The 23,993-nt window shown below is 65.3% G+C and carries 23 protein-coding genes; 11 read left to right on the top strand and 12 right to left on the bottom strand.

The window, feature by feature from the left end:
* Window positions 1-36: 36 nt before the first annotated feature.
* A complete protein-coding gene (locus tag DBR47_RS19895) occupies window positions 37-288 on the bottom strand; it encodes a hypothetical protein (protein WP_156089054.1) in 252 nt (83 codons plus the stop codon).
* A 157-nt stretch (window positions 289-445) separates the two neighbouring features.
* On the bottom strand, window positions 446-1,777 hold the full coding sequence (locus DBR47_RS19890) for a hypothetical protein (protein WP_124453341.1): 1,332 nt from the start codon (window positions 1,775-1,777) through the stop codon (window positions 446-448).
* A gap of 518 nt (window positions 1,778-2,295) precedes the next feature.
* Here DBR47_RS19890 and DBR47_RS19885 point away from each other — a divergent pair.
* Window positions 2,296-3,147, top strand: a complete 852-nt coding sequence (locus DBR47_RS19885; protein ID WP_124453339.1) for a glutaminyl-peptide cyclotransferase — start codon at window positions 2,296-2,298, stop codon at window positions 3,145-3,147.
* A gap of 16 nt (window positions 3,148-3,163) precedes the next feature.
* On the opposite strand, the gene DBR47_RS19880 is transcribed toward DBR47_RS19885, so the two are convergent.
* From DBR47_RS19880 to DBR47_RS19870, 3 genes are all read right to left on the bottom strand, one after another.
* Entirely contained in the window at window positions 3,164-3,997 is an 834-nt protein-coding gene (locus DBR47_RS19880; protein WP_124453337.1) for a transporter, read from the bottom strand.
* A gap of 48 nt (window positions 3,998-4,045) precedes the next feature.
* Window positions 4,046-5,764: an amidohydrolase gene (locus tag DBR47_RS19875; protein ID WP_124453335.1), complete on the bottom strand. Its 1,719-nt coding sequence runs from the start codon at window positions 5,762-5,764 to the stop codon at window positions 4,046-4,048.
* A gap of 282 nt (window positions 5,765-6,046) precedes the next feature.
* Window positions 6,047-6,385 carry a zinc ribbon domain-containing protein YjdM gene (locus DBR47_RS19870; protein ID WP_124453333.1) on the bottom strand — a complete coding sequence of 113 codons (339 nt, stop codon included), beginning with the start codon at window positions 6,383-6,385 and terminating at the stop codon, window positions 6,047-6,049.
* 139 nt (window positions 6,386-6,524) lie between these two features.
* On the opposite strand from DBR47_RS19870, the gene DBR47_RS19865 reads away from it, so the two are divergent.
* The 5 genes from DBR47_RS19865 (at window position 6,525) to DBR47_RS19845 (ending at window position 10,984) form a co-directional block, all read left to right on the top strand.
* Window positions 6,525-7,361 carry a class I SAM-dependent methyltransferase gene (locus DBR47_RS19865; protein ID WP_231512412.1) on the top strand — a complete coding sequence of 279 codons (837 nt, stop codon included), beginning with the start codon at window positions 6,525-6,527 and terminating at the stop codon, window positions 7,359-7,361.
* Window positions 7,362-7,381: 20 nt separating this feature from the next.
* Complete coding sequence (locus tag DBR47_RS19860; protein ID WP_124453331.1) at window positions 7,382-8,266, top strand: Rossmann-like and DUF2520 domain-containing protein; 885 nt, start codon at window positions 7,382-7,384, stop codon at window positions 8,264-8,266.
* Window positions 8,267-8,308: 42 nt separating this feature from the next.
* Window positions 8,309-9,454, top strand: coding sequence for a diguanylate cyclase (locus DBR47_RS19855; protein WP_124453329.1), 1,146 nt, complete (start codon window positions 8,309-8,311; stop codon window positions 9,452-9,454).
* A 28-nt stretch (window positions 9,455-9,482) separates the two neighbouring features.
* The gene (locus tag DBR47_RS19850; RefSeq protein ID WP_124453327.1) at window positions 9,483-10,184 is read left to right on the top strand and encodes an HPP family protein; all 702 of its coding nucleotides are present in this window, start codon (window positions 9,483-9,485) and stop codon (window positions 10,182-10,184) included.
* 197 nt (window positions 10,185-10,381) lie between these two features.
* Complete coding sequence (locus DBR47_RS19845; RefSeq protein ID WP_124453325.1) at window positions 10,382-10,984, top strand: protein phosphatase CheZ; 603 nt, start codon at window positions 10,382-10,384, stop codon at window positions 10,982-10,984.
* On the opposite strand, the gene DBR47_RS19840 is transcribed toward DBR47_RS19845, so the two are convergent.
* Window positions 10,985-11,857: a zinc-dependent peptidase gene (locus tag DBR47_RS19840; protein ID WP_124453323.1), complete on the bottom strand. Its 873-nt coding sequence runs from the start codon at window positions 11,855-11,857 to the stop codon at window positions 10,985-10,987.
* 82 nt (window positions 11,858-11,939) lie between these two features.
* On the opposite strand from DBR47_RS19840, the gene DBR47_RS19835 reads away from it, so the two are divergent.
* The gene (locus DBR47_RS19835; RefSeq protein ID WP_124453321.1) at window positions 11,940-13,160 is read left to right on the top strand and encodes a YbfB/YjiJ family MFS transporter; all 1,221 of its coding nucleotides are present in this window, start codon (window positions 11,940-11,942) and stop codon (window positions 13,158-13,160) included.
* A 9-nt stretch (window positions 13,161-13,169) separates the two neighbouring features.
* Here DBR47_RS19835 and DBR47_RS19830 read toward each other — a convergent pair whose 3' ends face one another.
* Complete coding sequence (locus DBR47_RS19830; RefSeq protein ID WP_197047178.1) at window positions 13,170-14,198, bottom strand: hypothetical protein; 1,029 nt, start codon at window positions 14,196-14,198, stop codon at window positions 13,170-13,172.
* Window positions 14,199-14,475: 277 nt separating this feature from the next.
* Between DBR47_RS19830 and DBR47_RS24745 the strand changes: the two genes are divergently transcribed.
* Both DBR47_RS24745 and DBR47_RS19820 read left to right on the top strand, forming a co-directional pair.
* On the top strand, window positions 14,476-15,303 hold the full coding sequence (locus DBR47_RS24745; RefSeq protein WP_197047177.1) for a lectin: 828 nt from the start codon (window positions 14,476-14,478) through the stop codon (window positions 15,301-15,303).
* Between the two features lie 80 nt (window positions 15,304-15,383).
* Window positions 15,384-15,935 (top strand): EF-hand domain-containing protein, encoded by a 552-nt coding sequence (locus DBR47_RS19820; RefSeq protein ID WP_197047176.1) that lies wholly within the window; start codon window positions 15,384-15,386, stop codon window positions 15,933-15,935.
* A gap of 18 nt (window positions 15,936-15,953) precedes the next feature.
* Here DBR47_RS19820 and DBR47_RS19815 read toward each other — a convergent pair whose 3' ends face one another.
* From DBR47_RS19815 to DBR47_RS19795, 5 genes are read right to left on the bottom strand one after another with little or no spacing between them, the layout of a single operon-like run.
* Window positions 15,954-18,119, bottom strand: a complete 2,166-nt coding sequence (locus DBR47_RS19815; protein ID WP_124453314.1) for a 3-hydroxyacyl-CoA dehydrogenase NAD-binding domain-containing protein — start codon at window positions 18,117-18,119, stop codon at window positions 15,954-15,956.
* A 5-nt stretch (window positions 18,120-18,124) separates the two neighbouring features.
* Window positions 18,125-19,330: an acetyl-CoA C-acetyltransferase gene (locus DBR47_RS19810; protein WP_124453312.1), complete on the bottom strand. Its 1,206-nt coding sequence runs from the start codon at window positions 19,328-19,330 to the stop codon at window positions 18,125-18,127.
* A gap of 26 nt (window positions 19,331-19,356) precedes the next feature.
* The gene (locus DBR47_RS19805; protein WP_124453310.1) at window positions 19,357-20,535 is read right to left on the bottom strand and encodes an acyl-CoA dehydrogenase family protein; all 1,179 of its coding nucleotides are present in this window, start codon (window positions 20,533-20,535) and stop codon (window positions 19,357-19,359) included.
* Window positions 20,532-21,023 carry a MerR family DNA-binding transcriptional regulator gene (locus tag DBR47_RS19800; protein WP_124453308.1) on the bottom strand — a complete coding sequence of 164 codons (492 nt, stop codon included), beginning with the start codon at window positions 21,021-21,023 and terminating at the stop codon, window positions 20,532-20,534. The genes DBR47_RS19805 and DBR47_RS19800 overlap by 4 nt, the downstream gene beginning before the upstream one ends.
* A 13-nt stretch (window positions 21,024-21,036) precedes the next feature.
* Window positions 21,037-21,333, bottom strand: coding sequence for an SCP2 sterol-binding domain-containing protein (locus tag DBR47_RS19795; protein ID WP_124453306.1), 297 nt, complete (start codon window positions 21,331-21,333; stop codon window positions 21,037-21,039).
* Between the two features lie 137 nt (window positions 21,334-21,470).
* Here DBR47_RS19795 and DBR47_RS19790 point away from each other — a divergent pair, with 137 nt between their 5' ends.
* Both DBR47_RS19790 and DBR47_RS19785 read left to right on the top strand, forming a co-directional pair.
* Window positions 21,471-22,355 carry an SDR family oxidoreductase gene (locus DBR47_RS19790; protein ID WP_124453304.1) on the top strand — a complete coding sequence of 295 codons (885 nt, stop codon included), beginning with the start codon at window positions 21,471-21,473 and terminating at the stop codon, window positions 22,353-22,355.
* Window positions 22,352-23,962, top strand: a complete 1,611-nt coding sequence (locus DBR47_RS19785) for an acyl-CoA carboxylase subunit beta (protein WP_124453302.1) — start codon at window positions 22,352-22,354, stop codon at window positions 23,960-23,962. Before DBR47_RS19790 ends, DBR47_RS19785 begins: the two co-directional genes overlap by 4 nt.
* Window positions 23,963-23,993: the final 31 nt, after the last annotated feature.

Here is a 23,993-nt window from a genome sequence, read left to right as displayed (position 1 = left end):
TTGATCGCCTCGCCCTCGGGCAGACGCCACTCGCTGTCATAGGCCGTGGGTTTGGGGATGTAGCTGGAATGAACCGCCAGCGCGGGTGGGGGCGGGGGCGTCGGGGTAGGTGGTGTAGGTGGTGTAGGTGGGGTTGTAGGAGTAGTCGGAGTAGTGGGAGTAGTAGGAGTTGTGGGGGGCGTTGGTGTTGTTGGTGTCGTGGGGGTGGTGGGCGTGGTGGGCGGGGGTGGTGCAGGCGGTTGGGGCTGAGGCGTGTCGGCAGCGCCGCCACCCCCTCCACCTCCGCAAGCGCACAAAGCCATCAGAGCGATAGCAGAAATGGCCTGCGATGCTGGTTGACGAATGGATGCCATAGAGCTTCTCTTTCTCTCTGTTCTAAAACTCAGTCTTCGGGTCTAAAAATCCGGCAGCCCGCCGAGCTGCCTGTAGGCCTGCATTCGCCGATTCAAGGCGCGGCCCAGTTCCAGCTCGGGGGTAGCCAAGCCTGGCGGAACAGCTCCTGCTGGCGGTGCCAGGCGGGGTCTTGCAGCTTGCAGCGGCCGCTGTCTTCAGGGGCCCAGCTGCAACCCATGGGCGTCAAGGCGTCTTTCATGCGCTGGATCAGTGCCGGGTCCAGCGGGGCCTCTGGCGGCAGCGTGGGTGCGAGCAGGCGCTTGAGGTGGATGAGACGATTGAGCGCCTGAGGTGCCGACCACGATGGGCTGGCATGAAACACCGGCGTGAGATCAAGGCCGTAGACCGAGTCGGTGATCAGGGGTGGCGCGGCGTTGAAGCCTGGCCTGAAGCTATCGTCCAACATGCCGGTGCTGAGGAAGACGTCGACCATGGCCCGATCGGCCGCGTTGGGCTCCAGCACCGCTGGGCGCCGGTTGCCAGTGACGCCATCCGCTGGCAGTTGCTCGGCCAGTGGGTGGAAATAGCTCACCCGTAGCCGGTGCGCCAGGGGCAGGGCTTCCAGTGGGTGGCTGGTCGGTGTCATCATCACCCCGGCCGCCTGCACGCCGAGGATCTGGGGGCTCTCAAACAGCGCGGCATACAGGGGCCGGAAGGCCAGGATCAAAGCCTGCGCCTCGGCCTGCCCCAAGGTAAAGCCGCAGTTCAGCGCGCCCCAGCTGTCCGGAAGATTGCCGGTGTCCAGGCCACCGGACAGGTTCACATAGTCAACGCCGTGGCCTTGCAGTACCTCCTTGAGGCTTTGCGCCATGGCTTGCACGCCGCGCTCCACCGAGGCCCAGTCCTTGGCGCAAACGCTGCTGCGATGGGCTTTGAGCAAGGACTGGATAGGGATAGGGTCCAGCACCACAAAGCCGGCCTGTGGATTGGCCTCTACCAACTGAGCCAGCACCATATTGCCGTGGGGGATTCGGTCCAGCATGGCGAAGTCGCGCGGCCCGCTGAGCAAGGGGCGCAAAGGGCGCAACCATGCGGCGGGGACAAAGCTGGGGCGCAGCTGCCCGGTGGCGTCGGGTGACTGAAAGCCGTCAATGGCGCGCAGCAGCTCGGCACCCCAGCGCGGGGTGTTGGCGATCACCGGATCGTGGGCCTCCACCAAGCCCGAGCTTTCGCTGACGCGGTAGTAAGCCAATATGCGCGAGCGGTAGCGCAAGGTGGCGGCATGGCCTATGCCGCCATCGATCAGCAGAATGGTCTGGTCGGCGCGCAGCTTCTCTGGTCGGGCCTGGCCTTGCGAGAAGCGAAGGTCGACGAGGTTCTCGCACAGCGCATGCGAGCCGCGCTGGCAGTCGACGGCTTCGATCTTGGACTTTTGCTCCGCCACAAAAGTCTGGACCTGTTGCCGTCTCGCCAGCAAATCAGGCGCGGGAAGCTCGGTGACGGGCGGCAGATTTGGAGGCTTTGGTTCAGGTGTTGGCGCTGGGCTGCCCTCTCCGCCGCCTCCGCCGCCCCCGCATGCGGCCAGGCCCAGGCTTAGCACCCACGCGCTCAAGCGGGCGACGGTCTTGCGCCCGCCGCGATTCGGGTCCGGTGTGACGAAAGTAACGTATAAATTAGACGGTATCTTGCGGGGTGATACAGATTCGATCTCGCGGGTAGGCATTCGCATCTCCTGCGCGCGAATCCGCTTTACTGCATGCCGGGATCCAGGCGGATTGAACAGTTTTGAGTGCTCGCAGTCTAGAAGTTGCCGGTGCTTTCGGGCCCATGGCCGCCATGCCCGCCGTACGCAGATCGCCCATCTTTTGGGGGGACTGCTCCGCCCTGCTGCAGGACCTTGAATCGCAGCGCGAGGTAGAGTGCGCGCCTGTCTTGCTCATCAATCCTCGGGGGATCTTTTGCATGCGCGCTCGCCTTTCTGTTCTTGAGCTCTCGCGGGCCTCAGGCCTCGGGCTGTTGCTGATCTGCCTGGGTGTGCTGGTGGCCGTCGCCGCTTCACCCAGTGCGCTGGCCCAAAGAATCAGCCAGCTGCCCGCGAATGCCGCCAAGGCCCCGCCGGTCTACGGCTATGAAGTGGTCCACAGCTACCCGCACGATCCGGAGGCCTTCACCCAGGGCCTGGTCTACAGGGGCGGGTTTCTGTACGAGAGCACGGGGCTGCAAGGCCAGTCCACGGTGCGCAAGGTGGAGTTGAAAACCGGCCGCGTTCTGCAGCAAGCCGGCCTGCCCGATGCCTTGTTCGGCGAGGGCATCACGATTTGGGAAGAACGCCTGATCGGCATCACCTGGCAGTCCCAGTTTGGCTATGTGCTGGATGTGCAGACCTTCAAGCCTCAAGCCCGCTTCAGCTACCCCGGCGAGGGCTGGGGCCTGACGCATAACGGCCAAGAGATCATCATGAGCGACGGCACCGAGGAACTGCGCTTTCTCGACCCCAAGACCTTGCGTGAGCTGCGTCGTTTGCGCGTTAGTGCTGCGGGCAAGCCGGTGACTCAGCTCAATGAGCTGGAATGGGTGGAGGGCGAGGTCTGGGCCAATATCTGGCAGACCGACCGCATCGCCCGCATCGACCCCAGGACCGGCCAAGTTACCGGCTGGATCGATCTGAGCGGGCTTTTGAGCGCCAGCGATAGGCGGCAGAGCAATGCCGATGTGCTCAACGGCATTGCCTACGACCCGGCCAGCAAGCGCATCTTCGTGACCGGCAAGCTTTGGCCCAAGCTGTTCGAGATCAAGCTCAGGCCAAAGCCTTGAGAGGCGGCTGGCTGGCTTACCTGGGGAACAGGAAGTTGAAGACCAGGCGCAGGCCGTTGTCGGGGCTGCCGTTGGGCGTGTTGCTGTAGTGCCGATAGCCCACGCCGACGCTGAGGGCTTGGCCCTCAATCTTTAGCAGCTTGGACACCACGGGCGTCCACACGGCCGTGCTCTGCTTGCCGCTCTCAGCCTCCCAGTTCTGGGTGAACTCGGCCTGCATGGTGGCGCTCCAGCCACCGCCGAAGGCATAGGTCAGGAAGGGGTTGAGATAGGTCTGGCTGATCTTGGGTCGGCTGTCGCTGCCGGCCACCGACCAGATGTGGTTGGCCAAGCCGCCATAGGTCCAGGGGCCTTCTTGAATCAAGGCCACGGCGCTAGGGCCGAGACCAAACTTCTTGCTCGCCAGCACATCGGCGCTGGCCGTCGGCAGCAGGAAGACACCGCCTGCCGCCCAAATCATGCGGCTCACCTTGCTGGGCGAGACGAGCAAGCTCATCGTTGTGTCGCTGATGCCCCAGGTGTCGCTCTGGCCGGTTTCCAGGGCGGGCATATGAACGACGGGAACAATCGTTCGGGTCACCAGATTCCAGTCATCGTTCAGCTTGACTGGAATCACCGGCTGCACATTGAGGGTGTAGCGCAGCTTGTTGTCGGGGCCAAAGCCGCGCTCCCAATTGCTTTGCAGGGGCAGGCTGATCATGGCGGCAACCGGGTTGGCCGTGGCCTTGACCAGGTCTTCTTCTGAGCTGCCCGATTGGGCCTGGGCGCTAGTGCTCAAGCTCAGCGCGCAAAGCAAGCTGAGTGCGCCAATCTGTGCGCGAGGATTCTGAAACTTCTGGATGGAACTCATAGCGTCTTTGCCTGAATGTGTAGGGAGATGAAAGAAGGTGGACATGGATCAGGGCGCCTTGTAAATGGACTGCCCCTCCTTGAAAGTTTCCAGCACGCGGATGTCCTTGATTTCCAGCGGCGGGACCTTGAGCGGATTGCGATCCAGGATGACCAGATCGGCCAGCTTGCTGGGCGTGATCGAGCCCTTGCTGTCTTCCTCGAAGTACTGGTAGGCCGCGTTGATGGTGATGGCCTTGATGGCGTCCAGCGGCGACACCCTTTCCTCGGCCCCCACAACCTGGCCGGAGCGCGACACGCGGTTGACGGCCGTCCAGACCACAAACATCTGGTCCAAGGGCGCGACATTGAAGTCGGTGTGATTGGTGGGGTGCAAGCCCATCGCCAGCGCCGTCTTCATGGGGCTGATGAACTCGGCCTGCGCCTTGCCGCGCTGCTTGATATGCGCGTCGGCGAAGTAGAAGGTGTGTTCGGTGTAGAAGGAGGGGATCACCCGGTAGGCCAGGTATTTGTCCAACTGGTCGCGGCGGACGAATTGCGAATGAATCACGGTCGTGCGGCGGGCCTTGTCCAGGCTGCCGGCCGCCGCAAACTCATGCGCCCGCAGGAACAAGTCGATGGCGGCATCGCCATTGGCGTGCAGATTCAAGGGCAGGCCCAGGTCGTAGACCTTTTTGACCATGCCCTTGACCGTCTCTTCGGGGAAGGTGGGTTCGCCGCGCCAGTTCTGCTCGCCGCCGGGGCCGCCCGTTAGGTAGGGGGTGGTGAAGAAGGCGGTTTTGCCCTGGGGCGAGCCGTCGATGGTGACCTTTACGCCACCCAGCTTGAGCCGGTCTTTGTACTTGCCAAAGCTGGCGGGCGGGTTGTCCTTGAGCACCTCATCCAGTTCGGTGATGAAGGGGTAGGCAACGATGTCGATCAGATTGGCCCCCTGGGCGGCCGCGCGCTGCATCAGCGCGACCTCATTCGCATGGGTGGCGCCCTCGTGCGCGGTCGTGATGCCGGCAGCGGCGTAAAGCAATTGGCCGGCGCGGGTCCAGGCTACCTCTTGTTCGGCGTTCGGTTTGGGCAGCTGAGAAAAGATGGGCAAGAAGGCGGTTTCCATCAGCAAGCCATCGGGCTCCATGGAGCCCTTCTTGCGCACGATCACACCGCCGGGGGGCGTCGGCGTGGCGGCGCTGACGCCGTACTTCTTCAAGGCCGCCGAATTCAACACCGCGCCATGCAGCGAGACATGGCCCACCATCACCGGGTTGTTGGGGAACAAGCTGTCCAAATCATCCCGGTTCAACAAGCGCCCGCCGGGCATGGCGGTATCGTCGTAGCCATAGGCCATCACCAGTTCCCCGGCAGCTAACTTTTTGCTGTCACGGAACTTGCGCAACTCCTCCAAGATGGCCGGCACATCCTTGCCCGGCCCCGCCGGCGGTGCAAACACATTGACCTGGTTGGCCACCGTCAAGGCGTTGATGTAGTGGCTGTGCGGGTCCAGAAAGCCTGGCAACAAGGTCTTGCCGGCCAGGTCAACCAAGCGGGTGTTCGGCCCCTTGTGTGCCGCGAGTATGTCGGCTCGACTGCCGGTGGCCTGGATGCGGCCATTCTTGAGCGCCACGGCTTCGACACTGGGCTTGCTGTCGTCCACCGTCACGATGTCGCCACCGCTGAAGATCAGATCGGCCTCGGAACGAGGCGGGGTGCTGCTGCAGGCGCTGATCAAAGCGAGCGCGGCGCAGCTCAACAAGGTCAGGCCAGACTTCGAATATCGCATGTCCTATCTCCAAGATCGACCGGGTCCAATTTTTCTCGGCCGCCCAATGCTTCCACACTAGGTCGTCCGTTAGGGACGTCTCGGGTCTCAGGACACCATAGCCCTGTTCAATGACTTGGAGATCCTTGTTTGGCAGGCCTGTTGCTCCGAAGGAACGCGTATCCCTAGAAAGAAAGGCCGTGAGAACTGACCTCGCCTTGACATGCAGGCAACTCGTCTTTAGCGCGCTTCACAGCGCGCGTCTTGTGGCAGCAGGCGCCGGGTGGGGCCGGCTGCGCGGGCTCAGGTCTTCTTGATGAACTCGGCCTTGAGCAGATAGCCCTGACCGTCGATCTTGCAGTCCACCGGGTGGTCGCCAGGCACCAGGCGGATGCTCTTGATCTTGGCGCCTTGTTTGAGCACAGTGCCGCGCACCTTCAGGTCCTTGATCAGGATGGCTGAGTCGCCGTCGGCCAGGATCTGGCCATTGGCATCCTTCAGCACCGGGGCGGCTTCCTCGTCCGCGTCGCTGGCTGCGCCATCGGCGGCCCATTCATGGCCGCAATCCGGGCAGATGAAGAGGGCGCCGTCTTGATAAGTGTTCTCAAGCGTGCAGACGGGGCAGGCGGATGGGGTGGACATGGGGGGTACTCCTTGGGCTGGGCCGACAATGTAACCGATGGCTTTTCAGCGGCCGGGAGCAAGCCACTTGCATGCCTTTCGTCAGGGCGATTCGGCAGCGGCCATACTCCGGCCTTCGTTTCCCAACCGAGGACTGCAGATGCGAACCAGCTTTTTTCTGAGCGGCCTGTTCCTGGCCGCCGCCGTTTCCTCCGTTGCCGCCCAGGCCCAACAAGCGCCCGTGGTGGTGGATGCGGGCTTGCAGGCCGCCATTGCCGGCGCGCAACGCACGCCCGCCTTTGTGGCCCGCGACGGCTGGCGCCACCCCTACGAGACCCTCAGCTTTTTCGGCATCAAACCCACGCAGACGGTGATTGAACTCTCACCCGGCGGCGGCTGGTACACCGAGATCCTGGCGCCTTATCTGCGTGAGCGTGGCCAGCTGATCCTGGGCGGCGACGACCCCGAGTCTGCCCAAGCCTATTACCAGCGCAGCGCCGCCCGCCTGAAGGAAAAGTTGGCGGCGACCCCCGCCGTCTATGACAGGGTGCAGCTGGGCGTGTTCAACCCGGCCGCGGGCAAGCTGGCGCTGGCGCCGGCCGGCTCGGTCGATCTGGTGCTGACCTTTCGCAATATCCACAACTGGGTGAGCCTGGGCGAGGCGCCCACGGCGGCCGTCTTCAAGAGCGTGTTTGACACGCTCAAGCCCGGCGGCGTGTTCGGCGTGGTGGACCACCGCCGCCCCGCGGCCCAGGCGCAAGACGCGAAAGCCAGCAGCGGCTATCTGCACCAGGCCTATGTGATCCGCCTGGCCGAGCAGGCCGGCTTCAAGCTGGCGGCCAGCAGCGAGCTCAATGCCAACGCCAAGGACACGGCCGATCACGAAGGCGGCGTCTGGGCCTTGCCGCCCACCCTGGGCAATAAGGACAAGGACCGGGCCCGCTACGAGGCCATCGGCGAGAGCGATCGCATGACGCTCAAATTCGTCAAACCTTGAGTTTCTACTGACAAGCTCCCATGGCAAGCTCCATCGCCTTCATCGGTGCCGGCCGCCTGGGCCAGACCCTGGCCTTGGCGTTGGCGCAGCGCGGCGAGCCGGTGTTGGCCATCGCCTCGCGCCGGCTCGCCTCAGCCCAGGCCCTGGCGGCGCAGATCCCGGGCTGCCAGGCCATGAGCGCCGAGCAGGCGGTGGCGGCAGCGGATCTGGTGTTTTTGAGCACGCCCGACGATGAGCTGGCCGGCCTGGCGCGCGACCTGCCCTGGCGGGCCGGCCAGGCGGTGCTGCATTGCAGCGGTGCCACCGAGTTGGCGGTGTTGAGCCCGGCCCTGGCGGCGGGTGCGGCGGTGGGGGGCTTTCATCCGCTGCAGATTTTTTCTGACCCGCAGCAGGCCTTGGGCCTGCTGGCGGGCAGCACGGTGGCGATCGAGAGCGCCGATGCGACGCTGCAGGCCGAGCTGCTGCGCCTGGCCCAGCTGCTGGACATGCGGCCTTTGCGCCTGCCGCCGGGCGCGCGGGCGGCTTATCACGGGGCGGCCAGTTTTGCGGCCAGCTTCTTGCTGTCCTTGCTGGACGAGGCGGCCGAGGTCTGGGCCCGCCTGGGCCTGCCGCGCGAGCAGGCCTTGCCGGCCTTGCTGCCCCTGGCACAAGGCACTTTGCAGGCGGCGCAGTCGCGTGGGCTGGCGGGCGCTTTGTCGGGGCCCATCTCGCGCGGTGATCGTGGTGTGGTGGCTGCCCATCTGCAGGCTTTTGATGCCCTGGGTGAGTCGCATGGCCAGTTCTATCGCGAGCTGGCGCAACGCCAACTCGTGCTTGCCGCACAGGCTGGGCGTTTGGATGCCGAGGCCTTGAATGCCATGGACCAGCTGCTAGGGCAAGGCTTGACCGAGCGCATAAAGCGGTGATTTAGCCCTGCATGCGGCCCGGCCCCAACCCTAGAATGGGGCATGAAACTCGACGTGCCGACGCTGTTTGTCGCTGTCACCCTGCTGTCCTTGCTGACCTCGCTCTGGGTGAGTGTCATGGCCTGGGGTCAGCCTTCGCGTGATGCCTTGTGGGCCTGGGCGGGAGCGCTCCTGGCCTTTTGCCTGGGCAATATGCTGTTTGCATTGCAGGGGCAGACGAGCAGCGCCTTACCCTTGGTGGGCGGCAATCTGCTGGTGTCCGCGGCGCTTGCCTTGATGCAGTTGGCGGTGTGGCGTTTTCAGGCGCGCCGAGGGCTGGGCATGTGGGCCTTGTTGCCGCTTGCACTCGTGCCTTTGTTTGCGCTTTTGTTCATGGGTCAGACCCGGGTGCTGCTGGGTCTGTTCACGCTGGTCTTCATCGTGCAGATTGGGCTGATCCTCGGTGCCCTGGTGGACCCCGGGCAAAAGCAGCATGGCCGGGGGCGCTATATCTTGCTGGCGACGCTGGGCACCATCGCTTTGATGCTGGTGGCGCGTTTGGTGGCCGTGGTGCTGGGTTGGGAGGCGGTCAGTACCGGCGTGGAGCTGGATCAATGGCAGGCGATGCTTTTCCTGCTCACTTTGGTGGCCGTCACCAGCGTGACCCTGGGCTTTGTTTACATGACCATGGAGCGGGCCGAGCTGCGCAATTTCGAGCTGGCGATGAAGGACATGCTCACCGGCCTGTCCAACCGTCGCGCCATCGGCGACCAGCTGCATGCCGCGGTGGCGCGGGCGCAGCGCCAGGGGCAGTTGCTCTCGGTCTTGATGATGGACATCGACCACTTCAAACGCATCAACGACGGCTACGGCCATCAGGCCGGTGACCGCGTGCTGCACGGCATCGCCCAGACCTTGCAGAGCCGCCTGCGCGCCCAGGATCAGATCGGCCGTTTCGGCGGCGAGGAATTTCTGGTGGTCTTGCCCGACACCGGCCTGGACGGCGCCCTGACCCTGGCCGAGGATTTGCGCGCGGCGGTGGAGGCCACGCCCACCCAGTGGGGCGTGCATCGCATCGAGGCCACCATCAGCATCGGTGTGCGTGGCGGGGTGATCACCGGCGCCGACACGGCCGACGGCCTGGTTGGCGCGGCCGATGCGGCCATGTACCGGGCCAAGGCGGCGGGGCGCAACCGCGTCGAGCACTAGTCAAATCGGAACAGGAGACAAGCGCAAGATGTTCACGGTTTACGGTCTCAATGGGCGGGTCTATAGCGGGCCCTTGGAGGGCTTGCGAGCGCTGGAGCCGGTGCAGGCGGTGGCCCGTTTGCGGGCGGTGGCGCCGGTGTCCTCGATGTTGGAGTCGGAGGCGCAGGCCAAGGCCGGTGTGCTGCGGGCCGAGCCCAACCCGGAGGCCAATCTGATGGCCTTGGGCAGCCCCGAGCCCCGCCCGCGCGACGCCCTGGCCGCTTATGCCAAGGCCCAGGCCCGGGTACTGCCCGATGAAAAGCGCCAGCCCCTGCGCTTGGTGGAGGAGTTGATGAGCCGCAATTTGGTCACCGTGCCGGCCGTGGCCTCGGTGGCCCAAGGCCTGGCCATGTTGAGCCAGGCCAAGGTGGGGCAGGCGCCGGTGCTCAATCCGCGCGGACGTTTGGTGGGGCTTTTGCTGCGCGGTGATTTGCTGCCGGTGCCCGACGATGTGGAGGACGCCCAAGCCTGGTCGGCCTGGTTCGCCCGGCCGGTGGGCGATGTGATGTGGTCGCCCGTGCCCAGTGCGCACGCGGACACACCCTTGCGCGAGGTCGCCCAGGCCTTGCTGGACTTTCGTCTGCCCGGCATGCCGGTCTCGGACGAAAAGGGCGGCTTGCTGGGCTTTATCTCGCGCAGCGATATTCTGCGCGCCCTGACCCGCGAGCCCCCGCTGGAGCTGTGGACCTGAATCGCCCGGCCCTTGGCTTGCCCCGGGCCGCGACGAGGCCCTGGGAATTCGTGAAATATCCCGCGCGCAAGCGCGAGGCGTTCGGGCCAGGGCCTGGGTGCGTGGGTGCTAGCCATTAGGATTCGGCCAGAATTCAGCAGCCCGCCATGAGCCGTAGCGGGATTGCTTCACCAGCAAGGCTGCAGGAGTAGACCGTCATGAGCCCCGTTCTTCAGTCGCAGCAAGAGTCTGAAACCACGCGCAGTGCTCCGGCCGTGCTGGCCAACTCGGGCCAGATCCTGGAGAAAATGGTGCAAGACCTGCCCGACGCCTGCGAGCGCCTGGCCTATGTGCGTACCATGACCGAGCAGGCCGCCAGCAAGGTGCTGGGCCTGGTGGACGCGGCCCAGGACGATGCCGAGCAGGTGCGGCGTCAGGGCCAGGATCTTTCAGAAACCCTGTGCCGCTTTGCCGTCGACCCGGATTTGAATCTGGAGCGGGCGCGCTCCCTGCTCAAGCTCTGCGCTTCCTATGCCGCCACCGCCGCCAGCTTTGCCGGCCGCGAGAAGTCCCTGCATACCGAGATCATGATGGCCCAGGGCTTTCAGGATCTGTCGGGCCAGGTGATCAACAAGGTCATTGGCATGCTGGAGAAAGCCGAGCAGCCGCTGGAGGAAATGCTCAGCGCCGTGCATCGAATCGAAGGCGAGGACGGCAATGCGGTCGACCCTGCTGGCCACACCTTGGCAGGCGTGCAAACCCCGGACAAGGCCTTGCAGCAGGACGATGTGGACGATCTGCTGGCCTCGCTGGGCTTCTGATCAGGTCCAGCTCAAGGGATTGAGCCGGTAGTAGCGGCTCAGCTGCTGGTAAAGCGCCGGATGCTGCGCAGCCAGCTCCAGCGGTCGCTCAAAGAAGACCTCGCTGCAGACGGCGAAGAACTCCGCCGGGTCGGTGGCGGCGTAAGGGTCGATCAGGCCCACCTTGGGCTCCAGACCCACGGCCGCATCGCGCTCGGCTTGCGCTAGGCGGGTGCGCAAGGCATTGAATTCCGACTGCATCACCTTCGACCAATTGCGATAGGCCAGGGCCGTGGCGAGCGGCGGCGCGCCATTGGCAAAGCCCTTGACCTGATCGAGCTGGTGGGCGAATTCGTGCACGACGACGTTGTGACCATCGCTGGGGTCGGCCGCGCCATTCAAGACGTCTTGCCAGGACAGCAAGACCTGACCCTGCACCCAGCTCTCGCCCGCCAGGGCGCGGCGTTGCTCCATCTGCACGCCGGCCATGCCGGTGTGCGGGCGCTCCACCACAAAGGCGCCGGGGTAGAGCAGGATCTGCTTGAGCTTGGGGTAGTAGCCACGCCGCGCGCCCAGCAGCGGCAGGCAGGCTTGGGCGGCAAGGGTGACGCGCATCTCGTCCGTCACCTTGAGGCCGGCGCAGCCGATGATGGGTTTCTCGGCCAGAAAGACCTGCATATCGCCCTTCAGCCGCAGCTGCAGATCGGCCGGCAGGCGCTGCACCCCGGGCACCCGCTTGCGCAGAATGCGCCGCCAGGCCACCGGGAAGGGCTGGCTGCGCAGCTTTTGCCGCTTGCGCGCCAGCAGCCAAGGTGCGGCCGCCAGCCACAGCGCCAGGCCCAGGCCAAAGGCCAGCACGATGAGGAGGGTGATGAGGCTGGTCTTGTTATCCATGCTGTGGTGGCAGGTGGGCCCGGCCGGCCTGATTGCAAGAGCGGTGCAAGAAAACCCGCATCCCTTGGGCTAAGCTGCGCCCATGCAAAAAGCCCTTGCCGAGCCCAGCCCCCGCCCCCTGCAAGCCTGGCAGGTCATCTTGGGCGGCATCAGCGGCCTGCTCTTGACCATAGGTCTGGCGCGTTTTGCCTACACGCCCTTGTTGCCGCTGATGCAGGCGCAAGCGGGGCTGTCGGATGTGACGGGCGGTTGGCTGGCCGCCATCAATTACATGGGCTATATGAGTGGCGCCCTGCTGGCCTCCTGGCTGGAGGACCCCAGGCTGCGTCAGCGCCTCTACAGCATAGGCCTGCCACTCAGCCTCTTGATCACCGCCTTGATGAGCTGGGGCGCGGCGGGCGAGGGCCAGTTATGGGTCTGGGTCTTGTCGCGCTATCTGGGTGGTTTGTGCGGTGCGGCCGGCATGTTGCTGGGTTCGGGCCTGGTGCTGGGCTGGTTGATGCGGGCCGGGCACCGGCCGGAGTTGGGCCTGCATTTCACCGGCCTGGGTTTGGGCATTGCCGTCTCGGCCCTGGGTGCGATGGCGATGACGGCGCTGCACTGGCGCTGGGCTCAGCAATGGCAGGGTTTTGCCCTCTTGGGCCTGCTTTTTTTGCTACCGGCCTGGGCCTGGCGGCCGCCCGTGCCGCCGGCCTTGCCGGCCAGCCATGGGGCTCATCAGGCCTTGCGCACACCCAGCCGGGCCTGGACGGTCTTGATGACGGCCATCTATTTCTGCGCGGGCTGGGGCTTTGTCATCAGTGCCACCTTCACCGTCACCATTGTTGAGCGCCAGCCTGTGTTGGCGGGCCAGGGCCCTTGGGCTTGGCTGCTGGTGGGTCTGGCCGCAACGCCGGCCGTATTCTTGTGGGACAAGGTGGCGCGCCGGGTGGGGGAGTTGCCGGCCTTGCTGATCGCCTTTGGCCTGCAATGCCTATCGGTCTTGGTGCCGGCCTTGTCGGACAGCCTGCTCGCCGCCCTCAGCGGGGCCTTGCTCTACGGCGCCACCTTCATCGGCATCGTCAGCATGACCCTGGCCTTGGTGGGCCGACGCTCGCCTGCCAACCCGGGCAAGGCGATGGCGCGGCTGACGCTCAGCTATGGCGTGGCGCAGGTTTGCGCACCCGCGCTCAGCGGCGCCATGGCCCAGGCCAGCGGCAATTACCGCGCGGCCCTGCTGCTGACGGCGGCCGTGCTGCTGCTGGGCATGGTGGGTTTGGCGCTGCTGATGCGCTTGGAGCGCTCGGAGCGCCTGGGACAATAGGCGCCGAATTCAGGGCGAGGGGCTGGGCGTGGACGTTTGGCCGGCCATGCCCAGATCCATGAAGCGCAGGCTCAGACCCGCTGCCGCGGGCGCCGTGCTTGGCTCTGCGGCAGCTGCCATGGCGATCGGCTCCGCGCTGGCCTTGTCCAGCACCAAAAGGCCTTTGAGGGGATCGTTCGCCTGAACATAGGCGCCAAACACCAGCAAGGCCGCCAAGCCGGTTTGAGCCAGGGTGATGGCCGCTTTGCGCAGCGCAGGGCGGGCGGGCTCTTGGCCTGCCGAGGGCTCGGGCGTGGCCGCCAGTTCTGCCAAGCAGGCGCGCAAATCCTCGGCCAGGGCTTCGCTGCTGGCATAGCCCACCATGGCCTTGAGCTGGATGGCGTCCAAGGCGCTTTGGGCGGGCGCAGGCAGGGCGGCTGCCTCCTCCTGCGGCGCGGCGGCTTCGAGGCCGGGCACCATGCCGCGCAGCAGGCGGCAGAGATCGTCCGCTTCCTGCGCGAGCAGGGGCGCCGGGCTGTCGGCCAGGCGGCGCAGGTTCAAACCCATCAGCTGGGCTTGGCCATAGGCGTCCAGGCCGACCATGGCGTCTTCAATGGCGCCGAAGGCATAGCCCTTCAGATGCAGCTCCTGCAAGGCTTCGCAGATCAGCAGCAGCAAGCCCAGGCGCTGCGCCAGCGGCATTGAACGGGCGGCGCGCAGCAAACTCTGGGCATGGCCGGCCTGCTTCATCACCAGAAAAGGCCGACCACAGGCCGTGAAGCCGCAGTCATCAGGCATGACGATGAGCGGGTGCGAGAAGTCGCCCAGCTCGGTCGTCAGCTCGCCAAAGCCCAGGATCTGCGTGGCCGCCTCCGGCCCCGGCTGCATCAGCCAAACGGCCCGCTTTTGCCCCGGGGAGAGCGCGTGTTCCGCCTCATACCAGCCACCCTGTTCTGAGGCCTCATGGCCGGGCAAGACCGGGCCCAGGCGCCACAAACCGGCGGCCAGCTGGGCGTCTATGGGGGCGGGCAGCTCGGGCAGGGTGGAAGTGATAGTCATGGGGGAGGGCGTTCAAGGGCGGCAGGGCGCCCAGGCAGTTTTGATCGTGGGCTTGCTTGGATGTTTTTATCATTATTGTTTTTATCAATTGCACCGAATACCCCCTCAATCGGGAGGTCGGGCGACGCTTTGTGGCTTTTTGCCGAAACTGCCTCGGCAGCAACAAGGCCGGTCTAGCGGGGGGTGTTTGAGGCTAGTCTTGGGTACCAGTCGCGGCCTCGGCCCGCACTTAAACTGCCCACAGATTTGCGCTTTGGAACAGGAAAGGGAAGCTCGTATGGGTATGAAGAATTTTCAGCAATGGGTCAGCGGACTGACGGCGGTGGCCTTGCTGATGCCCGCAGGCTTTGCGCAGGCCGCCGAGAAGGAAGTGGAGCTGCGTTCGCGCGGTGGCTATGAATCCCTGCCCTTGGCCGCCGGCACGCGCGATGTGGAATTGATCGAGCAGCTGAGCGGCGCCTGCCGCTTCAATCGCAGCTGGGGCTTCGATCTCAGCAATAAGGAGCTGTGGGTCAACAACGGCTGCGCGGCGCGCTTCAAGATCGTGAGCAAGGATCTGGGCAATGGCAACGAAACCAACCCGGACGAGGCCAAGGAAAGCAGCGGTGTGAACCCTGCCATCGCCCTGGCGGCCCTGGCCGCGATTGCCGGTGTGGCCGTGCTGGCCAATCGGGATCGCGACGACAGCAATAACAATAACGACCCGGTGGGGCCCAACTACCCCGGTGGTCGCGAGCGCCAGATCCGCGCCTCCGGTGGCCTGTGCGTGGACATCGAGGGCGATGCGCGCGAGGGCGCGGGCGCCATCCTGTTCCGCTGCCATGGCGGCAGGAATCAACGCTTCAGCTTGGGCCGTGGCGGCGAGCTGAGGGTGGGCGGCAATCTGTGCCTGGATGTGCAGGGCGGCAATGGCGATGACGGTACACGCCTGATTGCCTGGAGCTGCAATGGCCAGCGCAATCAGCGCTGGAACTTCTACGGCAACCAGATCCGCAGCCAGCTCAATGGCAAATGCATGGATGTGCGGGACGCTCGCTTCCGGCCCGGTCAGGCGGTGCAGCTCTACCGCTGCAATGGCAGCGACGCACAGCGCTGGTCCTGGTAAGCCTTGAAAGCGTGGTGGGCGGGCGGCCAGCCCGGCCCTCGCCATCCCCCTTCTTCTTTTTGTCCGGAGACCGCTCGCTCATGAAGACTCAAACGTTTCCCGTCGTCCGGCCTTTGCTGCTGACCATGGCGAGCGCGCTGGCGCTGGTGGTATGGGTGCCGGTCGCCACGGCGGCCCCGGCCGGGCAGCCCGCCGCCCCGGTTCTGCTGCAGGCCAAGTCCACCGACCTGCCTGCGCGCCCGCCATCGCCAAGCGCCATACGCCGCGCCTTCGAGCGCAGCGATCTCAACCACGACGGGTTCATCAGTCTGGAAGAGTTCCACAAAGACATGGTGCAGAGCTGGCATGCGCTGGACCTGGACCAGGACGGTTTCATCTCGCGCGAGGAACTGCAGGCCGCCGCAGGCGCCAAACACGCCGAGCGTGTGCTGAGGGCCCTGCATCACTTTGACAAAAACGCCGATCTGCGCCTGAGCTTCAAAGAGGTGATCGGCGCCCGCATGGCCGGCTTCGATGCTGCCGACCTCAACCATGACGACAAGCTCAGCCTGCAAGAAGTCTTGGACTATGAGCTCAAGGCTGGTCAGCGCCTGCTGACCCAGGGCCTGCCCAAGGCCAAGCGGGGGCGCTAGCTTGAACGCGGCCTGGCCTTAAGTTGCCTTGGGGCCCGGCCCGCCCTGCTCGAATGTCTCACCCTTGGCTGCCATCGCTCGCAAGCTGGGCGCGGCTGTGAAGCGAGGCCCGTGGGCGGCGGCCAGTGCGTCGGCGCGGGCCACGAACTGGCTTAGGCCCAGGGTGTTGATGAACTGCAGCGCACCGCCCTGGAAGGGCGCAAAACCCCAGCCCAGGATGGAGCCGATATTGCCGTCGGCCACCGAGCGCAACACACCTTCTTCCAGGCAGCGCGCCGCTTCATTGGCCTGCACAAACATCAGCCTATCGATCAGCTCCTGCTGCGTGGGCTGCTGCGCCGCCAGGGGGTAGAGCTGGGCCAGGCCGGGCCACAAGCACTTGTCGCCCGCCTGCCAGTCATAAAAGCCCTGGCCGACTTTTTTGCCGACCCGACCTAACTCACAAAGTGCGCGCAACACGGCCTCGCCGGGATGCTCAATATAGGGCTTGCCCTCGGCCTCCAAGTCCTTGCGGGTTTGGGTGGCCACATGCAGGCCTAGCGAGAGGCTGACCTCGTCCTGCAAGGCCAGGGGCGGCATGGGCATTCCGGCTTGCAGGCCGGCCATCTCGATGCTGCGCGGGTGCACGCCCTCGCGCAACAAGGCCAGGCCTTCCATCACATAGGTGGCGAAGACGCGGCTGGTGTAGAAGCCGCGTGAGTCGTTGACGACGATGGGTGTCTTGCCGATCTGCAAGACGAAATCAAAGCCCTTGGCCAGGGTCTCGGCCGAGGTCTGCTCGCCCACAATGATCTCCACCAGAGGCATCTTGTCCACCGGCGAGAAAAAGTGCAGGCCCAGAAACTGCGCGGGCCACTGGCTGGCCTTGGCCAGGCCGGTGATGGGCAGGGTGGAGGTGTTGGAGGCGAAGAGGGCGCTGGCGGGCAAATGCGCCTCGGCGAGCGCCGTGGCTTCGGCCTTGACGGCGCGATCCTCGAACACGGCTTCGATCACCAGATCGCAACCTTGCAGCGCGCTGTAATCGCTGCTGGGGCTGATGCGGCTGAGCAAGGCATCGCGCTTCTCCGCCGTGGAGCGGCCTTTCTTGACGGCCTTGTCCAGCAGCGCTTGCGAGTATTGCTTGCCCTTGTCGGCCGCGGCCTGGGTCTGGTCCAGCAGGACCACCTCGATGCCCGCCTTGGCGGCGACGTAGGCAATGCCCGCGCCCATCATGCCGGCGCCCAGAATGCCCAGCCTTTTGATCTGGGCAGGCGCCAGCCCGGCGGGCCGGGAGGCGCCTTTCTTGATCGCGTTCAGCTGATACCAGAGCGTGCCGATCAGATTGCGCGAGGCGGGGCTGATGGCGCAAGCGGCGAAGTAGCGCGATTCGATCTCCAGTGCGCGGTCGATGTCGGTCAAGCCGCCCTCGAAGACGCTGGACATGATGTGGGTCAGCGCCGGGTAGTTGCCGAAGCTTTTGGCCGAGGCGATGGAAGGGCCTATGGCCAGCAGCTGCGCCACGGCCGGCGAGCGCGAGTCGCCGCCGGGGTAGCGGAACTTGGGCGCGTCCCAGGGCTGAACCGGTTTTGGGTTGGCGGCTATCCAGGCGCGGGCCTGCGTCAGCCCATCTTCCGCGTTAGCGACCAAGGCATGGACCAAGCCGCTGCTCAGCGCTTGCTCGGCCTTGATCTGCGTGCCCTCGGCCATCCACTGCAAGGCTTGTTGCATGCCTACCAGGCGCGGCAGGCGTTGGGTGCCACCTCCGCCGGGCAGCAGGCCTAGCTTGACCTCGGGCAGGCCCAGGCGGGCGGTGCCGTCGTTGACGACGATGCGCAGATGGCAGCCCATGGCGATCTCCAGGCCGCCACCCAAGCACAGGCCCTGGATCAGCGCCACAACGGGCTTGCCGCAGCGCTCCAGCCGGCGGATGAAATGCTTGAAGCGCATGGACTCATCAAAGGCTTGCTGCGCTGTGTCCAGCGCCCACAAAGCGTCCACATCGGCGCCGGCCAGAAAGTCTTTTTTGGCCGAACGCAGGATCAGGCCTTTGACGGCAGCGTCGCCCTCCAGGCGCTCCGCCAGGGCCATCAGCGGCCTGGCCAACTCGTCCTTGAGGATATTCATCGCATGGCCGGGCAGTTCCATGGTGGCGATGAGGATGCCGTCGTCGCCCAGGTCGAGGTGCAGTGCGGTGTTGCTACTCATGGCCTTCACACTCTTTCGATGATGGTTGCGATGCCCATGCCGCCGCCCACGCAAAGCGTGGCGCAGCCGGTGCTCAAGTTGCGGCGCTCCAACTCATCGAGCAAGGTGCCCAGGATGATGCAGCCGGTGGCGCCCAAGGGGTGGCCCAGGGCGATGGCGCCGCCGTTGACGTTCACCCGGTCCAGGCTCAGGCCCAGATCGCGGGCCGTCTTCATGGGCACGACGGCAAAAGCTTCGTTGATCTCCCACAGGTCGATGTCCTTGGCTGCCATGCCCGCTTGGGCCAGGGCCTTGCGGCAGGCCGGGGTGGGGCCGGTGAGCATGATGGTGGGCTCGGAGCCGATGACGGCGGCCGCCCGCACGCGGGCTCGCGGCTTGAGCCCCGCCTTGTGGCCGGCGGCGGCATTGCCCACCAGCATCAAGGCGGCGCCGTCCACAATGCCCGAGGAATTGCCGGCATGGTGCACATGCTGGATGCGCTCAAGCGTCGTGTAACGGCGCAGGGCGGTGGCGTCAAAGCCCATCTGGCCCATCATGGCGAAGGAGGGCTCTAGCTTGGTCAGGGTCGCTAGCGTGGTGCTGGTGCGTATGGTTTCGTCCTGGGCCAGCAGCAGGAGCCCGGCGATGTCATGCACGGGCACGAGGGATCGATTGAACAAGCCTTGCTCGCGTGCGGCCGCAGCTCGGCGGTGCGACTCCACCGCGAAGGCGTCCACCTCGGCACGGCCAAAGCCTTCCAGCGTGGCGATCAGATCGGCGCTGATGCCTTGGGGCACAAAACCCAGGGCCTGGTTGATGCGCGGGTCCATGAACCAGGCGCCGCCATCGCTGCCCATGGGCCAACGGCTCATGGATTCCACGCCGCCGGCCACCACCAGGGATTCAAAGCCGCTGCCCACCTTGGCCGCAGCCAGATTGATGCTCTCCAGGCCCGAGGCGCAAAAGCGCGATTGGGTCAGGCCCGCCACCGTCTGCGCCCAGCCGGCGTCCAGCACCGCCGTGCGGGCGATGTCGGCGCCTTGCTCGCCCACCGGCGTCACGCAGCCCAGCACCACATCGTCCACCAGGGCGGTGTCCAGCTGGCAGCGCTGTTGCAGGGCTTGTAGCAGGCCGCGCAAAAGCCAGACCGGGCTGGCCTGGTGCAGGCTCCCGTCTTTCTTGCCCTTGCCGCGCGGCGTGCGGACATGGTCGTAGAGGTAGGCGTCGAACATGGTGTTTGTCTCCGTGAGGCCGTTGTTCACATAAAGCGTGAAGCCAGCTCTTTCATGATTTCATTCGTCCCACCGTAAATGCGGGCGACGCGGGCATCGGCATACAGCTCGGCAATGGGGTACTCCATCATGTAGCCGTAGCCACCGAAGAGCTGCAGGCATTCGTCCATCACCTTGCTGGCCAGGTCGGTGGTCCAGGCCTTGACCAGGGCGGCGCGGGCCGCGTCCAGCTCGCCCTTTAAATGGGCGCTCATGCTGGCGTCCAGCAGGGCGCGAGCGGCCAGCACCTGGCTTTGCACCTCGGCCAATTTGAAGCGTGTGTTCTGAAAGTCCCAGATGCTTTTGCCAAAGGCCTTGCGCTCCTTGGTGTAGGCAATCGTGTCTTCCAGCGCGCGCTCCATCGCGCCGACAGCGGAGACGGCGATGATCAAGCGCTCCTGCGGCAGCTCCTGCATCAGCTGGGCAAAGCCCTGGCCTTCGATGCCGCTTTCACCGCCTAACAAATTGCTCACAGGCACCCGGACCTCGTCGAAGAACAACTCCGAGGTGTCCTGCGCCTTCATGCCTATCTTGTCGAGGTTGCGGCCGCGGCGGAAACCTTCCACCAGCGTGCCGTCTTCCTTCTCCACCTCAACCACCAGGAGTGAGATCCCCTTGGCCGCCTGTGCCTTGTCGGTCTTGCAGACCACGATGATCAGATTGGCGTTCTGGCCATTGGTGATGAAGACCTTCTGGCCCGTGAGCACATACTCATCGCCTTCGCGCCTGGCCACCGTGCGCACGTTTTGCAAGTCGGAGCCGGTGCCGGGCTCGGTCATGGCGATGGCGCCGATCAGCTCGCCCTTGGCCATCTTGGGCAGCCAGCGCTGTTTTTGCGCCTCGCTGCCGTAGTGCAGGATGTAGGGGCCGACGATGGCCGAATGCAAGCCGCCACCAAAGCCGCTGAGGTTGGCGCGGGCTTGCTCCAGCAGGATGACGGCGTCATGGCCGAAGTCGCCGCCGCCACCGCCGTACTGCTCGGGCATGGAGGCGCAGAGCAAGCCCATCTCGCCCGCTTCGCGCCAGGTGTCGCGGCCCATCATGCCGGCCTCACGCCATTCGGCCGCGCGCGGCACCCAATTCTGTTTGAAGAAGCGGGCCACGGAGTCCTGCAGCATCTGGTGTTCTTCGCTGATCCAGGCGGAGGGGAAGAGGGGCAGGCTCATGATTTTCTGGGGGGTGTTTGCAGGCCGTCCAACTGAAGCCGGACGGCGCTATTGATCATGCGCAACTCGGCCAAGGTGGCCTCGATCTGCGCGCGTTTTTGTTCCAGCTCCTCGATCGCCTGGCTGGTGCGTTCCAGGGTGAACTGCAGCTGCTGGGTGCGGCCTTCGCCATGGGTGCCGTAGAGGTCCAGAAACTGCTTGATCTCGGCCAGCGAGGAGCCCAGGCCCTTGGCCCGCTGAATCAGGCTCAGGCGCACCCGGTCGCGCTGGGTGTAGACGCGGGCGCCGTTGACGCGGCGCGGCGCCAGCAGGCCTTTGTCTTCGTAAAAGCGGATGGCGCGCGGCGAGAGATCGAACTCCCGGCACAGCTCGGTGATGCCGAACAAGGCCTCGGTCGGCGTCGTCGCGCTGAGGTCTTCCACCGTGCGCGCCGCGGCGCGGGCATGGCTCTCTTTGCGGCGGCCTTTGTCGTTCAGTACTGCTGACATCGTTGGAACAGATTTAGACCACGCGTTGCAGCTTCATGGCGATGCTCATATCGCCGGACACCTTGAACTTGCCCATCATGAAGCCATTCATGGGGTTGAGCTCGCCCTTGATCAGGGCGGCCAGGTTCTCGCGGCTGATGGCCACGGTGCACTGGGCCTCGCGGTCCTCATTGCTGACCGTGTTGGGGACGCTAACGGCATCGATCACCGCCACGCCATCGGCGCCGCAGTCGAATTTGAGGATGGCGTTGAGGCCGCTGTCTTCGCCCACTTTGGCGCGCAGGGCTTGGGTGATGGCTTGCATGTCCATGGTCTTGCTCTTTCTCTCAGGGTCTGATGGATGGGAGCTTACGCACTTCAACTCTCCCTTGCTTCATGGTAATCACCGATATGAAAGACAGGTGACGTTAAGGGAAGCTATGTGCCTAACAAGAAGCTGGAGCTTTGATGACTGAGACAAGCCCTGCCGCGGCCTACCGCAGCGTGTTCCGCCCCGGCCTGTTTGCCGGCCATTTGATTTGGGTGACAGGGGGCGGCTCAGGCATTGGCCGCTGCGTCGCCCATGAGCTGGCAGCCCTTGGCGCCCATGTGCTGATCTCGGGCCGCAAGCCCGACAAGCTGGCGGCGGTGCAGGCCGAGATCCGGCAGGACGGCGGGCTTTGCGACTGGGCGGCTTTTGATATCCGCGACGACGAGGCGGTGCGCGCCCAGGTGGCGGCGGTGCTTGCGCAGCATGGCCGCATCCACGGCCTGGTGAACAATGCGGGTGGCCAATTCCCGGCGCCCTTGCAGATGATCAGCAAGCGCGGCTTCGAGGCGGTGGTGGCCAACAATCTGACCGGCGGCTTCTTGATGATGCGGGAGATTTTTCTGCAAAGCATGCAGCCCCAGGGCGGCGGCGCCATCGTCAATATGACGGCGGACTTCCGCAACGGCATGCCCGGCATGGCGCATAGCGGCGCGGCCCGCGCGGGCATGAGCAATCTGACCATGAGCGCGGGCTATGAATGGGCGCATGCCGGCGTGCGGGTCAATGCGGTGGCGCCGGGCTGGGTGGCGTCCAGCGGCATGGACAGCTATGGCGAGGAGATCCGCGAGGCCATCCGCGGCCTGAAAAACCATGTGCCCTTGCGCCGCCTGGCCAGCGAGGCCGAGATCAGCGCGGCCATCGTCTTCTTGCTCTCACCGGCGGCCGGCTTCATCACCGGCGTGACCCTGCAGATCGACGGCGGCGCCTCGCTGGGCAACCCCATGTTCCCCTCGATCGACCATGCGGGCACTGAGCGTTATGAGGGCTTCCACCGCGCCGCCGATCCCAAGGTGTTGGGATGACGGCCCTGGCCTCCCGCCTGAACCCGCGCTCGGCTGCTTTCGAGGCCAATGCCCAGGCCATGGCCCAGCGCCTGGCCGAAGTGAGGGCGCTGGAGGCCAAGGTGGTGGAGGCCTCCAATGCCAAGCGAGAGAAGTTCGAGGCCAAGGGTCAGCTCCTGCCGCGTGAGCGGGTGGCGCGCCTGCTGGACCGCGACTCGGGTTTTCTGGAGCTTTCCGGCCTGGCTGGGCTGGGCATGCATGACGACGACGGCAAGCGCAGCGTGATGGGCGGTGGGGCTATCGTCGGCCTGGGTCGGGTGGCGGGCAAAAATGTTTTGATCTCGGCCAGCGACAGCGCCATCAAGGGCGGCACCGTCGCGCCCATGGGTTTGAAGAAAGCCTTGCGCGCCCAGGAGATTGCGCGTGAGTTCAAGCTGCCCCTGATCTATCTGGTGGAGAGCGGCGGCGCCAATCTGATGTACCAGGCCGAGATGTTTGTGGAAGGCGGCCGCAGCTTTGCCAACCAGGCCCGACTCTCGGCCCTGGGCCTGCCGCAGATCGCGGTGGTGCATGGCTCGTCCACGGCGGGCGGGGCTTATCTGCCGGGCTTGTCCGACTATGTGCTGCTGGTGAAAAAGCGCTCCAGCATCTATCTGGCCGGCCCGCCCCTGGTCAAGGCCGCCATCGGTGAGGACGCGACGGACGAGGAGCTTGGGGGCGCTGATTTGCATGCCCGCGTCACCGGCCTGGGCGAGTACCTGGCCGAGGATGACGGCCATGCCATCGCCTTGGTGCGTGAGCTGATGGCGCATCTGCCTTGGGACGTCGCGCAGACGCCGCGCGCGTTTGAGCCGCCCTTGTTCGACAGCGAGGAACTGCTGGGCCTGGTGCCGCAGGACGAGCGCGAGCCCTATGACGTGCGCGAGGTCTTGGCCCGGCTCTTGGATGGCTCGGATTTTCTGGAGTTCAAGGCCGCCTACGCGGCCGACACCGTCTGCGGCCATGGCCGCATCGAAGGCCATGCCGTGGGCATCATCGGCAATAACGGGCCCATACAGCCACAGGGCTCGACCAAGGCGGCGCAGTTCATTCAGCTCTGCGAGCAAAGCGGCACGCCCCTGGTGTTCTTGCAGAACACCAGCGGCTATATGGTGGGCAAGGCGGCCGAGCAGGGCGGGGCCATCAAGCATGGGTCCAAGATGATTCAGGCCGTGGCCAATGCCACGGTGCCCAAGTTCACCCTGGTGCTGGGCGGCTCCTTCGGCGCGGGCAATTACGGCATGTGTGGGCGCGGCTTTGACCCTCGGCTGATCTTCTCCTGGCCCACGGCGCGCACGGCGGTGATGGGCGGGGCCCAGGCGGCCCAGGTGATGGACATCCTCAACCGCGCCAAGCTGGAACGCATGGGCGCGCCGGTCAATGAGGAAGCGCTGGCCGCCATGAGCGCCCAGCTGCGCCAGCGCATCGACCGTGAGTCCCATGTGCTTTACGGCACGGCGCGGCTCTGGGATGACGGCGTCATCGACCCGCGCGACAGCCGCCGTGTTCTGGGCCTGGGCCTGGGTCTGGCCGAGGCCAGTGCGCGCCGGGTCTTGCGGGCCAATAGCTTTGGTGTCGCACGTTTCTAAACAAGTATTCAAGCGGAGACAAAAGCCCATC

It is taken from the genome of Paucibacter sp. KBW04 (assembly GCF_003852425.1).
Lineage (GTDB): Bacteria > Pseudomonadota > Gammaproteobacteria > Burkholderiales > Burkholderiaceae_C > Paucibacter_A.
The sequence above is the reverse complement of the archived record's forward strand: the minus strand, read 5'-3'. Positions and strand labels throughout refer to the sequence as shown.

Excerpts from the sequence above, each read along its gene's own strand:
- DBR47_RS19860 (WP_124453331.1), top strand. The coding sequence starts at position 7,382 with ATGGCAAGCTCCATCGCCTTCATCGGTGCCGGCCGCCTGGGCCAGACC.
- DBR47_RS19875 (WP_124453335.1), bottom strand. The coding sequence starts at position 5,764 with ATGCGATATTCGAAGTCTGGCCTGACCTTGTTGAGCTGCGCCGCGCTC.
- DBR47_RS19850 (WP_124453327.1), top strand. The coding sequence starts at position 9,483 with ATGTTCACGGTTTACGGTCTCAATGGGCGGGTCTATAGCGGGCCCTTG.
- DBR47_RS24745 (WP_197047177.1), top strand. The coding sequence starts at position 14,476 with ATGGGTATGAAGAATTTTCAGCAATGGGTCAGCGGACTGACGGCGGTG.
- DBR47_RS19870 (WP_124453333.1), bottom strand. The coding sequence starts at position 6,385 with ATGTCCACCCCATCCGCCTGCCCCGTCTGCACGCTTGAGAACACTTAT.
- DBR47_RS19795 (WP_124453306.1), bottom strand. The coding sequence starts at position 21,333 with ATGGACATGCAAGCCATCACCCAAGCCCTGCGCGCCAAAGTGGGCGAA.
- DBR47_RS19785 (WP_124453302.1), top strand. The coding sequence starts at position 22,352 with ATGACGGCCCTGGCCTCCCGCCTGAACCCGCGCTCGGCTGCTTTCGAG.
- DBR47_RS19815 (WP_124453314.1), bottom strand. The coding sequence starts at position 18,119 with ATGAGTAGCAACACCGCACTGCACCTCGACCTGGGCGACGACGGCATC.
- DBR47_RS19790 (WP_124453304.1), top strand. The coding sequence starts at position 21,471 with ATGACTGAGACAAGCCCTGCCGCGGCCTACCGCAGCGTGTTCCGCCCC.
- DBR47_RS19810 (WP_124453312.1), bottom strand. The coding sequence starts at position 19,330 with ATGTTCGACGCCTACCTCTACGACCATGTCCGCACGCCGCGCGGCAAG.
- DBR47_RS19820 (WP_197047176.1), top strand. The coding sequence starts at position 15,384 with ATGAAGACTCAAACGTTTCCCGTCGTCCGGCCTTTGCTGCTGACCATG.
- DBR47_RS19835 (WP_124453321.1), top strand. The coding sequence starts at position 11,940 with ATGCAAAAAGCCCTTGCCGAGCCCAGCCCCCGCCCCCTGCAAGCCTGG.
- DBR47_RS19800 (WP_124453308.1), bottom strand. The coding sequence starts at position 21,023 with ATGTCAGCAGTACTGAACGACAAAGGCCGCCGCAAAGAGAGCCATGCC.
- DBR47_RS19885 (WP_124453339.1), top strand. The coding sequence starts at position 2,296 with ATGCGCGCTCGCCTTTCTGTTCTTGAGCTCTCGCGGGCCTCAGGCCTC.
- DBR47_RS19845 (WP_124453325.1), top strand. The coding sequence starts at position 10,382 with ATGAGCCCCGTTCTTCAGTCGCAGCAAGAGTCTGAAACCACGCGCAGT.
- DBR47_RS19865 (WP_231512412.1), top strand. The coding sequence starts at position 6,525 with ATGCGAACCAGCTTTTTTCTGAGCGGCCTGTTCCTGGCCGCCGCCGTT.
- DBR47_RS19830 (WP_197047178.1), bottom strand. The coding sequence starts at position 14,198 with ATGACTATCACTTCCACCCTGCCCGAGCTGCCCGCCCCCATAGACGCC.
- DBR47_RS19805 (WP_124453310.1), bottom strand. The coding sequence starts at position 20,535 with ATGAGCCTGCCCCTCTTCCCCTCCGCCTGGATCAGCGAAGAACACCAG.
- DBR47_RS19840 (WP_124453323.1), bottom strand. The coding sequence starts at position 11,857 with ATGGATAACAAGACCAGCCTCATCACCCTCCTCATCGTGCTGGCCTTT.
- DBR47_RS19855 (WP_124453329.1), top strand. The coding sequence starts at position 8,309 with ATGAAACTCGACGTGCCGACGCTGTTTGTCGCTGTCACCCTGCTGTCC.
- DBR47_RS19880 (WP_124453337.1), bottom strand. The coding sequence starts at position 3,997 with ATGAGTTCCATCCAGAAGTTTCAGAATCCTCGCGCACAGATTGGCGCA.